Raw genomic sequence first — 12,026 nt, forward strand, 5'->3', positions numbered from 1 at the left:
CCCACGGCAGGCCTTCTTGCAACACATCGTCTGCCGCCACGCCTGCTTCTGAAAATTACATTCCTGAAAATCTTACTCAAAACGTTAATTCTTCCAGCAAAGTTGGCAGAACGATATGGCGTCTAGGCTGTGGAAAAATTTCCACATTATTTACGCCGCATCAGCATATTTTTAATGAGTCGAATGGCAATAGCTGCAAAGGAAAGTAATTTTGATTTTAGCCAACACAGAGTGAGGGGAATAATGCTCAGAATAAAGTTTGCCAAGCAGATATTTTAATTATTATCAAAACCAATTGAATCAAAAGCATTAATAGTTGTCTTTGGGAATCGAACTAAACCATAATATTGGTTCTTCGAAATTAAATTCTCACCAAAAGTCACCAATATGTCACATTTATCTCGTGTCCTTCCCGGCATCGCGCTGCATCAACATGGTTGCCAGCCATGAAAAACCATCTGCTTGTCGCATTGTTTGTCATGCTGGGCCTGTCCGCCTGCGGCGGTGGTGGCGGTGGGGGCGGCGACACGGTGGTGGCGACCACGTCGGGCACGCCCGTGCTGCTGCCTGCCGTGACGGCCGTTTCGGCGGCGAATGTCGCCGTCGGGGGCAGCCTGGTGCTTACGGGCACGAATCTGAGCCGCGTGACGGCTTTCCAGGTGGGCGGCGTGACCGTCGCCACCAGCGCCGCCAGCGACACCAGCATCACCCTGACCATGCCGGGCGTGCCCGTATCGGGCGCCTTGAGCCTCGTCAGCGCCAGCGGCACGGCGGCCACCAGCTATAACGTCAATGTGTACCTGCCCTTGAGCGTGGGCGGCGTCGCACCGGCGACGGGTGGCGTCGGTTCCAGCGTGACGATCACGGGCGGCGGCATGGGCGCCGTGACGGCGGTGCAGTTTGGCAATGGTGCGGCGGCAACGCCGCAAAGCCAGACGGCCGGCAGCGTGACGGTGCTGGTGCCTGCGGGCGCGGCGACAGGCGCGCTGACGGTGCGTGGTCCCTACAACGATGTGCTCAGCGGCGACACGTACACGGTGCTGGCCAGCGTGACGGTGACGTCGATCACCTCGGCCGTCAACAGCGGGGGCTTGTCCGTGACGGTGCAGGGCAGCAATCTCGACCAGGTCACTTCGGCGTCGGTGGGCAATACGCCGGCCGTCATCGTCAGCGCCACTGCCAGCCAGCTGCTGCTGTCCGCGCCGGCCGCGGCCACGGGCAACGTGATGCTGGAGGCTGCGTCGCGCATCGCCGTGAATGCGGGCACGGTGTCGGCCTTTACCCTGGGCAGTATTGATTTCGCGCAAGTACTGAATTTGAATGCCAGCAATACGGCCTTGCGCTTGACGCGCGGCAAGCCGGCCGCCGTGCGCGTGTCCGTGCTGGCCGGGCAGGCGGGTCAGGCCAGCCCGGCGGTCACCTTGAATGCGACCGCCGCCAATGGCAGCAACCTGGGCAGTATCGCGATGACGGGACCGGCGCTCTTGCCGACGACGAAGAACGATGACAGTTTCAACGGCAATTTCAGTGCCGTCCTGCCTGCAGGCTGGATCTTGCCCGGCGTGCGCGTGCGCGTAACGGCCGTCGGCAATGACGGCGTGCAAGTGAGCCAGGAAGCGGCGCCCGTGGTGGCCAGCCTGGCCAAGATCCGTCTGGTGCTCGTGCCCTTGAGCACCGATGATGGCGTGGCGCAACTGCCTGACGCCGAGGTGATCCGCGCCGCGCTGCTGCGCGTGTATCCGTATGCGACGGAAAATATCAGCATCACGACGCGCGCCGCGCTGAGCCTGCCAGGCAGCAGCACGGCCGACAGCTGGTGGAGCGATGCCCTGGGCAAGCTGGAAAACCGGCGCGCGATGGAAGACAGCGGTGCCTACTATTATGGTTTCGTGCCGAGGATGTCCGTCACCAACGCAGCCGGCCTGGCCTACATCAACGAGCGCAGCAGCGGCAACGACTTCACGTCGGCCATCGGCCTCGATGCCCAGTTCAAGAGCGTTGCATCGGTCGATCCCTTCGGCAATCAATGGCCTCTATGGCTGACTACGCTCGTGCATGAGCTGGGCCACAACCACTCGCTGCAGCACGTTGCCTGCGGCGGTCCGGCTGGCGCTGCTGTCGACTACCCATATGCGAATGGCAATCTGGGCCCGCAACCGTTGTACAACAGCAACTATGCAGGCAGCATCGGCCAGCTGAGCAAGGCAGTCTATGGCAACACGCCGATGAAGGACGTGATGAGCTATTGCAGCGGCGCCTGGTTCTCCGACTACAGCTATGCGCGGGTGCAGCAATTCCTGGAAAAACGCAGCACGCAGATTACGGGCAGCAATGTGCTGGCCGCCAGCATGGCCGTGGCCCAGAACGGCTACCTGACCATTTCCGGCCGCATCACGCCTGGCGGCGTGGCTCTGCGCCCGGCCGTTGCCTCGTCGGCGCGCATCGGCGCCGCTGCCAGCGGCAGCGGCCATGCTTATACCTTGCGCGTGTTGACGGCGTCCGGACAGACTATCGACTTGCCCTTCGATGGCGTCTCCGTGGCCGACCATGGCGGCAACGCCATGAGCCATTTCCGCGTCAGCTTCGCCAACCCGGGCGAAATCAGCGATGTGCAAGTGTTGGCAAATGGCAAGGCTTTGGCCAAGCTGGAACGCCCGGCGCGCCGCAGCAAGGCTGCCGCCAACGATGCCACGTTTGATGCGGCGCAAAGCGGCGGCCAGCTGGCGCTGGTCTGGAATGCCGAGGCGGAACCGTATGCCGCCGTCATGCACGTGGCTGCCGATGGCCGCAAGACGGTGGTTGCCAGTGACTTGACGGGTGGCAAAGCCAATGTCGACGTGAGCGCCGTGCCGGCCGGCGGCCGTTTCGAGGTCAGCCTGTCGTCGTCCGTGGGCGCACGCCTGCTGAAGGTGCAGCGCCGCTAAGCTAGCGGGGCGGGTGCAAAAAAGGCTTGCCGCGGCAAGCCTTTTTTTATGGCCATCGGCATGATGGCGCGGTGCGATCCGGTGAAGTCAGGCGAAGCGCTTGCCTTCGAGGGGGAAGCCCTTGATGAATTCGGCCGCAGGCAGGCGCTTGCCGCCCGGTTTTTGCAGTTCCGTCAGGCGCAGCGAGCCATTGCCGCAGGCCACGACGATGCCGTGCTGGGCGTCGGCTGCCAGCACCTGGCCCGGCGCTTCCTTGCTGTCCGCTTCGAGCACGTCGGCGGCCCAGATCTTGATGGTGGTGCCATCGACCTGGCCGCAGGCGCCGGGAAACGGATTGAAGGCGCGGATTTTCAGGCCCAGTTCCAGCGCCGGCAGGCTGAAATCGAGCGCCGCTTCTTCCTTGGCGATTTTTGCCGCATAGGTGACGCCCGCTTCCGGCTGCGGCACGGCTTCCAGCGCTTGCAGCTGCATCTTGCGCAGGGTCTCGACGATCATCTTGCCGCCCAGGGTAGCCAGCTTGTCGTGCAGGCTGGCGGTGGAATCGCCCGCCTCGATGGGCGTGCGCTCGATGGCCAGCATGGGGCCCGTATCGAGGCCTTCTTCCATCTGCATGATGGTCACGCCCGTTTCATCGTCGCCGGCTTCGATGGCGCGGTGGATGGGCGCGGCGCCGCGCCAGCGCGGCAGCAAGGAACCGTGGATATTGATGCAGGGTTTGATGTCGAGGGTGCTGCGCGGCAAGATCAAGCCGTAAGCCGCCACCACCATCACATCGTAGTCGGTGGTCAGCAGGCGCTCGTGCGCCGCTTTCGCTTCGGCGGCGCGCTGCGGATCCTTGCTGTCCATGCGCAGCGACAAGGGCTGCAGCACCTCGATGCCGTGCTGCTGTGCATATTGCTTGACGGCCGAGGCGTGCAATTGCATGCCGCGTCCGGCAGGGCGGTCGGGCTGGGTCAGCACCAGCGGAATCTCGAATCCCGCTTCGTGCAAGTCTTTCAGGGCCGTGGCGGCAAATTCAGGCGTGCCTGCGAAGATCACTTTCATATGGTTCCTTGACGTGAGGTGCGCAGGCCCGCGCCCGAGGGCGCCAGGCTGGCGTGGTGTTACGGTCAGTCTTTGCGGTCAGTCTATCAGCACAGCTGCAAAAGCGGCTTAGAAACGGCGATTCTGTGCGCGCAGGCTCGCTTCGCGCTCGAGACCGCGGATTTCCTTGATCATCTTGGTCTTGATGCGGTTGCGCTTGAGCGGCGACAGGTATTCGACGAATACCTTGCCCAGCAAGTGATCCATCTCATGCTGGATGCAGACGGCCAGCAAGCCATCGGCTTCCAGTTCGAACTGCTTGCCGTGGCGGTCCAGGGCGCGCACCTTGATGCGGGCCGGACGCTCGACGCCATCGTAGACGCCAGGCACGGACAAGCAGCCTTCATCGTAGACCTGCTTTTCCTCGCTGGCCCAGGTGATTTCCGGGTTGATGAACACTTGCAGCTGGTTTTTTTCTTCGGTGATGTCGATCACCATCATCTGGATATGCTCGTCCACTTGCGACGCGGCCAAGCCGACGCCCGGGGCGTCGTACATGGTTTCAGCCATGTCGTCGATCAGGGTTTGCAGGCGCGCGTCAAATTCGGTGACGGGCTTGGCGATCGTGTGCAGGCGAGGATCGGGGTAACGCAGGATATTTAATATGGACATACGGATTCGACTGGTTAAGGTGGGCGCCGGTGCGCCGGATTATTCATGCCTGGGCCATGCGAACGATGGCAGGGCTATTTTCTGTTGGGTACGCCATGCTTGGGCGCGTATGGCACAACGGCGCGGCAGATGCGTTTGCCAGTGCGCTAATCGTTTCCTGCAAAGGGAAATTTTATCACAGACGCCCATGCTCCTGTGGATGGGGGGCCGTTTTGCACGCGCATTGCACGCATCCTTGCGCGCGTCGGTATCGCGTGCGTGCCATCGCGCTAGCATGGGAGGGCACAGTACACAGCGAGGTGGTCATGCATGCACTTGCAACGACGGCAGACACGGCCACGGAATTGGCGGGCTGGCTGCGCCTGCAGCATCTGCCCGGCGTGGGGCCGGTGGCGGCGCGCGCCTTGCTGGCCCGCTTCGGCTTGCCGCCGGAGATCTTCGCCACACCTTTCGAGACCTTGCGTGAAGCGGTGCCGGCCAGCGTGGCGCGCGCCATCGTGCAGCCGCCCAAGCCCGTGGCCAACAGCCAGCTGGAACTCACCCTGCAGTGGCTGCAGCGGCCCGGCAACGCCGTGCTGACTTTGGCCGATGCCGCGTATCCGCCCCTGCTGCTGGAAATCGCCGATCCGCCGCTGTTGTTATATGTACGGGGGCGGGCGGAACTGCTGTCGCGTCCCGGCGTGGCCATCATCGGCAGCCGCAATGCCAGCGCGCAAGGCATGCAGAATGCGGCCGCTTTCGCGCAAGCGCTGAGCATGGCGGGTCTGACCATCATTTCCGGGCTGGCGCTGGGCATCGATACGCACGCGCACGAGGGCGGCTTGCGCGGCGCGGGCGCTACCGTCGCCGTGATCGGCACGGGCGCCGATCTGGTGTATCCGCGACGTAACCTTGATCTAGCGCAAAGAATTGCCGAACAGGGTTGCATCGTCAGCGAGTACGCGCTGGGCTTGCCCGCCATGCCAGCTAACTTTCCGCGCCGCAACCGCCTGATCAGCGGCCTGGCGCGCGGCGTGCTGGTGATCGAGGCGGCCGCGCAATCGGGTTCATTGATCACGGCGCGTCTGGCCGGCGAGCAGGGGCGCGATGTGTATGCCTTGCCCGGTTCCATCCATGCGACCCTGGCCAAGGGCTGCCATGCATTGATCAAGCAGGGCGCCAAGCTGGTCGAGTCGGCTGATGACGTGCTGCAAGAGTTGCAATGGCTGGGCGGCGTGCCCCAAGTGCCGCCAGCGGTGGAAGACGAAGCGCCGCTGCTGGCCGCGCTGGGCCACGATCCCCTCGATGCGGATACCCTGGCCGCGCGCAGCGGCCTGGCCATGGGCGTGCTGATGGGCGAATTGCTGGCGCTGGAGCTGGCGGGCCGGGTGGAACGCTTGCCGGGAGGACTGTTTCAACGCTGTAAATGACAGCTTGTCACTTGTGTGGCGGCCTTGCCGCACGGGGGCGCTTTGTCGGCGCACACCCTTGTGTCGCAGCGAACTTAGCTGATAGAGTAGAGCCATGTTCGATATCCTGGTGTACCTCTACGAGACTTACTATCGCCCCGATGCCTGCCCCGAGCCGGCAGTCCTGGCGCGCAAACTGTCGGCCGTCGGTTTCGACGACGTGGAGATTTCCGAAGCGCTCGTGTGGCTGACGGACTTGAACGCCATGGCCGGCGTCGAACAAACCCTGACGGCCAGCTCCACGGGCACGCGCTTCTATGTGCAGCAGGAAAGCGACGTGCTGGGCACGGCCGCCGTCGGCTTCATCCAGTTCCTGGAAAGCGCCAAGGTGCTGTCGCCGCTGCAGCGCGAAATCGTCATCGAACGGGCGCTGGCGCTCGACGAGGCACCCGTTTCGCTGGGCAAGCTGAAAGTCATCGTGCTGATGCTGCTGTGGAGCCAGGGCAAGGAACCGGACGCCCTGATGTTCGACGATCTGTTTGTCGACGACGAAGACCTCCCGCCGCGCTTATTGCACTAATATATAGACGTCGCTGGCGGCCGCTGTCGCTGCCGGCCTGACCCTGGCGCCGCTGCCGCGCCATCCCCATTACCATGTGTTGCACCAGTGCGCCCGCCAGCCTGTTGTGTTTGCGCTTGCGCATTCTTGCTTGCAGATAACTTGCCGAATTCTTCAATAGGCGCTTATCATTGGCCGCTTGACAAGACCACAAGTCACAAGGCCTTGCGCAGACAAAAGCGTCGACGCCTGGCAATGCACTGTATGATGCGCATGCTGAAACTATCCTAGAGCATTTTTCGAGACTAAAAAATATGACAAAAACCCTCATCATCGCCGAGAAGCCTTCTGTCGCGAACGATATCGCGAAGACGCTTGGCGGCTTTACCAAGCACGATGAGTACTTTGAATCGGATGAATACGTCCTGTCGTCGGCGGTCGGCCACTTGCTGGAGATCGCCGTGCCGGAAGAATTCGACGTGAAGCGCGGCAAATGGAGTTTCGCGCACTTGCCGATGATTCCACCGTATTTCGCGCTGAACCCGATCGCCAAGACGGAAGCGCGCCTCAAAGTATTAAACAAGCTGATCAAACGCAAAGACGTCACCACCCTCATCAACGCATGCGATGCGGGGCGCGAAGGCGAGCTGATTTTCCGCCTGATCGCGCAAAACGCGAAAGCCAAGCAACCGGTCAAGCGCCTGTGGCTGCAGTCGATGACGCCGGGCGCCATCCGCGACGGTTTCTCGCACCTGCGCAGCGACGAAGAAATGCTGCCGCTGGCCGATGCGGCCCGCTGCCGTTCGGAAGCCGATTGGTTGATCGGTATCAATGGCACGCGCGCCATGACGGCGTTTAATTCGAAAGAAGGCGGTTTTTATCTGACCACCGTGGGCCGCGTGCAAACGCCGACCCTGTCCATCGTGGTCGAACGCGAAGACAAGATCAAGAAATTCGTGCCGCGCGACTTCTGGGAAGTGCGCGCCGAATTCGTTTGCGCGGCCGGTATCTATGAAGGCCGCTGGCTCGATACGAAGTTCAAGAAGGACGAGAACGACCCCGAGAAGCGCGCCGAGCGCCTGTGGAGCAAGACGGCTGCCGACTCGATCGCCACCGCCTGCCGCGGCCGCCAAGGCAATGTCACGGAAGAATCGAAACCGACCACCTCGATGGCGCCGGGCCTGTTCGACCTGACCAGCCTGCAGCGCGAAGCGAACTCGCGTTTCGGCTTCTCGGCCAAGAACACCCTGGGTTTGGCCCAGGCGCTGTATGAAAAGCACAAGGTACTGACGTATCCGCGTACCGATTCGCGCCACCTGCCGGAAGACTACATGCCGACCGTGCTGCAGGCGCTGGAAACGGTCAAGGACAACAGCAACTACCACCAGTTCGCCAAGCAGATCATCGACAAGGGCTGGGTCAAGCCGAACAAGCGCATTTTCGACAACACCAAGATCTCGGATCACTTCGCGATCATCCCGACGACGATCGCGCCGAAGAACCTGTCCGAGCCGGAACAGAAGCTGTATGACCTCGTCACGCGCCGCTTCATGGCCGTGTTCTTCCCGCCTGCGGAATTCCAGGTCACCACGCGCTACACGGAAGTGTCCGGCCATCAGTTCAAGACTGAAGGCAAGGTCATGACCAATCCGGGCTGGCTGGCCATCTACGGCAAGGAAGCGTCGACGGACGCCGACAAGGAAAGCAATGGCAACGGCAACCTGGTGCCAGTGGCCAAGGGCGAGAAAGTGCAGACGGAAAGCGTCAATGCCAACGGCCTGGTGACGAAGCCGCCTGCGCGCTTCACGGAGGCGACCTTGCTGTCGGCCATGGAAGGCGCCGGCAAGCTGATCGACGACGACGAGCTGCGCGATGCGATGGCCGGCAAGGGTCTCGGCACCCCGGCGACGCGCGCGGCCACCATCGAGGGCTTGCTGACGGAACGTTACCTGATCCGCGAAGGCCGCGAATTGATTCCGACGGCCAAGGCATCGCAGCTGATGACTCTGCTCAAAGGCCTGGGCGTCAATGAATTGACGGCGCCGGAGCTGACGGGCGAGTGGGAATACAAGCTGTCGCAGATGGAAAAAGGCAAGATTTCGCGCGAAGAATTCATGCGCGAAATCGCGCAGATGACGCAGATCATCGTCAAGCGCGCCAAGGAATACGATAATGACACCATTCCCGGCGACTATGCGACGCTGGAAACGCCATGCCCGAATTGCAGCGGCGTGGTGAAGGAAAACTACCGTCGTTTCGCCTGCACCAAGTGCGAATTCTCGATGAGCAAGACACCGGGTTCGCGCCAGTTCGAAATTGCCGAAGTGGAACAATTGCTGAAGGACCGCACCATTGGCCCGCTGCAAGGCTTCCGCTCGAAGATGGGCCGTCCGTTCGCCGCCATCCTGCGCATCGTGCGCGATGAAGAGATCAAGAATTTCAAGCTGGAATTCGATTTCGGCCAGAACGACGAGAGCGAAGATGGCGAAGGCGTCGATTTCACGGGCCAGACGCCCGTGGGACCGTGCCCCAAGTGCAACGCCGGCGTGTACGAAATGGGCCTGGCCTATGTGTGCGAACACAGCGTGGCCAAGCCGAAGACGTGCGACTTCCGCAGCGGCCGTATCATCTTGCAGCAGGAAATCTTGCCGGAACAAATGGCAAAACTGCTCAACGATGGCAAGACGGACTTGTTGCCAGGCTTTGTTTCGCAGCGTACCCGCCGTCCGTTCAAGGCATTCCTCGTGCGCGGCAAGGATGGCAAGGTGAGCTTCGAGTTTGAAGAGCGCAAGGCCAAGCCGGGCGCCAAGACGAAGGCGGCAGCGGCCGAAGCCGAGGGCGAAGAAGGCGCGGCGCCAGCGAAGAAAACGGCCGTCAAGAAAGCGGCAGCCGTCAAAAAGGCGCCAGCCAAGAAAGCGACGGCCGTGAAAAAGCCGGCCGCCAAGAAGGCGCCGGCGAAGAAGGCGGCAGCGGCGGAGTAATCCGGCGCCCGCCGGTCAGGCAAACAAAAGCCAGGGATTTCCCTGGCTTTTTTTACGTCCCGAGGCTGGCTAAGAGCCTGTCCCAGTAGATGAATACATCCCCCGCTGGCGCGCCTCAGAAGCGGGGACTGCGTTGATCGTCGTCGCGTGGCTCGCCACGCGTCCTCCTCACGCCTTGTCCGCGCTCCTGATGTGCTGCCAGCAGAAGACGCTCCCTACTGGGATAGGCTCTTAGTCCAGGTAGTCCGAATACTCGCGCTGCGCGTAGTTCTGCAAGTTGGCCCACGGCTGCGCCTTGCTGACGGTGGGCTGCAGCTTGACGTCGACGCGGCGATAGAAGGTATTCGCGCGGTCGCCGCTCTCGATGATCAGCGGAATCTGTTTTTGCTCATCCCACAGGATGCGCTGGAACACGCCATTCTTTTCCACTTCGCGCCAGCGCGCGCCCGTCACGTTCGACGCCTGTTTCGACAGCGGCATAGCGGCCACCAGTTTCGGGTCCAGCAGATAAAAACTGTTTTCCCAGGAACCGTCGAAATTGACGTTTTCGTACTCGGCCTTGGGGATGGCGACGACGATCTTGTCATGCGCATCGATGTATTCCACGCGCACGGTGTTCTTTTCCAGCGTCACATGGCGCGGTATCAGCACGGGATTGAAGTGCTTGTGCTCATGCTGCGTGGCCGCGGTCGACGTTTTCAATGCCACTTTCTTGTTTTCACCGTGGCTGTGGCCCGCATGCGCATCGGTCGACGGCGCCAGAACGCGCTCGACCCACACGTGGCCGGGGCGGCGCAGCATCTTTTCTTCGTAGCGGCTTTCGCGCGTCACGCCTTCGGGCGTCAGGACGCGGCTGTAATAGGTGATGCCCAGGTCCAGGTCGGCAGGAGCGGCAGGCGTGGCAGGAGCGGCTTGCGCGCTGGCGGCAAAGCCGGCGGCGAGGAGGACGGCGATCAGGGACGATTTCATGGTGTTGCCTTTACGTGCAGAGGGGCGGAGGGCATACGCCATCCGCCCCGGTGGGGTTACCGTGTTGATGTGGATCAGAAGCCGAAGGCCGCCTTCAGCAGGTCAAACACCTTGGTGTTGTCCAGGGTGCCCTTGAAGGCCTTCGCGCCGGCGCCCGTGGCGAGCAGCTTGACGTCGCCGCCGCCGTGGGTTTCGCTGGCCAGGCGCACGCCTGTTTCTTGCAGGTAGTTGTCTTTCAGGGCCGTGGCGCTGTCGACGTTGCTGCGCAGGGCAGGGCGGTTCGGGCCGTTGCCGAACACCAGGGTGGTGTAGGTATTGCCATCGGCATCCTTGCTCGGCTGGTTATCCTTGTAGCCGCGGTTGATGTCGAGGATGTGGTTGCCGCGCTTGCCGTAGCCGTTGAAGGCCAGGGTGTGGTCATGGTCGGCCGTGACGACGATCAGGGTGTTGGCCAGCGTCGGATCGGTTTCCTTGATCTTGGCGATGGCCGCCTTGATGGCGTCGTCGAAGGCGATGGTGTCCGTCAGCGCGCGCTTGGCGTTGATGCCGTGCAAGGCGTGGTCGATGCGGCCGCCTTCGACCATCAGGAAGTAGCCGTTCGCGTTTTTCGACAGCAAGTCGATGGCTTTCAGCGTCATTTCCGACAGGCTAGGCTGGGTCGCGCCTTCGCCCAGCGGCGGCGTGGCGGTGCGGTCCAGTTCATATTCCAGGTGGCTGCGGGTGCTGTACAGGCCGATGAATTTCTTGCCGCTCTGCGCCGCGGCCATTTCCGCCTTGTTGGCGGCCACGGTGTAGCCCTTGGCGGCAAATTCCGTCAACAGGTTGCGGCCATCGGCGCGGCCATACTTGTTGCTGGCCGACCAAGGCGTAAAGTGGTTGCGGCCGCCACCCATCAGCACGTCGACGCCGTCGCCCAGGGCCGCGTTGTAGCCCGCGCCGCCCGGCACCGTTTGCGCGGCGATCGCGTATTGCGCATTGCGGTTGCAGATGTGCGAGAAAGTCGTCGCCGGCGTGGCGTGCGTCAGTTCCGTGGTGGTGATGGCGCCCACGGCCTTGCCCTTGGCTTTCGCCAATTCCAGGATGGTCGGCGCGCTCTTGCCGCCGGCCGGGCAGTTATCCACGCCCAGGTTGCCGTTGACGTCGCGGCTCGGTTCCTTGGCGATGGTGTCCTGCGCCATCGAGATGACTTCATTGTTCATCTTGACGCCGGTCATGTAGGCGGCCATCGATGGCGCGCTGTCCGTCGTTTGCGCATCGTTCGAGAACGTCTTGATGCGCGCCGTGCGCTCCAGCGTGTCCATCGTCAGGTTACCGTCTTCCTGGTACTGGTAGATGCGCGCTGCCGTCACGACGGACGGGCCCATGCCGTCGCCGAGGAAGAAGATGACGTTCTTGGCGTCGGCGGCGTAGGCGCTGGCGACGCTGGCGGCCACGAGCGTGGTCAGCAAGGAGAGTTTCAGGGCCGATTTCAGTGCGGCGGGTGTCGATGCAAGTTTCATGTGCTTGTCCA

At 62.3% G+C, this 12,026-nt stretch carries 8 protein-coding genes; 4 read left to right on the plus strand and 4 right to left on the minus strand.

From position 1 onward, the window contains the following. Positions 1 to 446 precede the first annotated feature (446 nt). Positions 447 to 2,924: an IPT/TIG domain-containing protein gene (locus O0881_RS25870; RefSeq protein ID WP_289913575.1), complete on the plus strand. Its 2,478-nt coding sequence runs from the start codon at positions 447 to 449 to the stop codon at positions 2,922 to 2,924. An 87-nt stretch (positions 2,925 to 3,011) separates the two neighbouring features. Here the strand turns inward: O0881_RS25870 and fmt are convergent, their stop codons facing one another. Beyond that, positions 3,012 to 3,968, minus strand: coding sequence for a methionyl-tRNA formyltransferase (gene fmt / locus O0881_RS25875; RefSeq protein WP_289906774.1), 957 nt, complete (start codon positions 3,966 to 3,968; stop codon positions 3,012 to 3,014). 108 nt (positions 3,969 to 4,076) lie between these two features. Then, entirely contained in the window at positions 4,077 to 4,619 is a 543-nt protein-coding gene (gene def / locus O0881_RS25880; RefSeq protein ID WP_034784735.1) for a peptide deformylase, read from the minus strand. A 305-nt stretch (positions 4,620 to 4,924) separates the two neighbouring features. On the opposite strand from def, the gene dprA reads away from it, so the two are divergent. From dprA to O0881_RS25895, 3 genes are all read left to right on the plus strand, one after another. Then, a complete protein-coding gene (gene dprA / locus O0881_RS25885; RefSeq protein WP_289913576.1) occupies positions 4,925 to 6,028 on the plus strand; it encodes a DNA-processing protein DprA in 1,104 nt (367 codons plus the stop codon). A 94-nt stretch (positions 6,029 to 6,122) separates the two neighbouring features. Beyond that, positions 6,123 to 6,587, plus strand: a complete 465-nt coding sequence (locus O0881_RS25890) for a DUF494 domain-containing protein (RefSeq protein WP_099665525.1) — start codon at positions 6,123 to 6,125, stop codon at positions 6,585 to 6,587. A gap of 293 nt (positions 6,588 to 6,880) precedes the next feature. Next, a complete protein-coding gene (locus O0881_RS25895; RefSeq protein ID WP_289913577.1) occupies positions 6,881 to 9,547 on the plus strand; it encodes a DNA topoisomerase III in 2,667 nt (888 codons plus the stop codon). A 231-nt stretch (positions 9,548 to 9,778) separates the two neighbouring features. Here the strand turns inward: O0881_RS25895 and O0881_RS25900 are convergent, their stop codons facing one another. After that, entirely contained in the window at positions 9,779 to 10,516 is a 738-nt protein-coding gene (locus tag O0881_RS25900) for a hypothetical protein (RefSeq protein WP_289913578.1), read from the minus strand. A 74-nt stretch (positions 10,517 to 10,590) separates the two neighbouring features. Beyond that, positions 10,591 to 12,015, minus strand: a complete 1,425-nt coding sequence (locus O0881_RS25905) for an alkaline phosphatase (protein ID WP_289913579.1) — start codon at positions 12,013 to 12,015, stop codon at positions 10,591 to 10,593. Positions 12,016 to 12,026 lie beyond the last annotated feature (11 nt).

Origin of the sequence: Janthinobacterium sp. SUN100 (genome assembly GCF_030397705.1) — a bacterium.
Taxonomy (GTDB): Bacteria; Pseudomonadota; Gammaproteobacteria; order Burkholderiales; family Burkholderiaceae_D; genus Janthinobacterium; species Janthinobacterium kumbetense.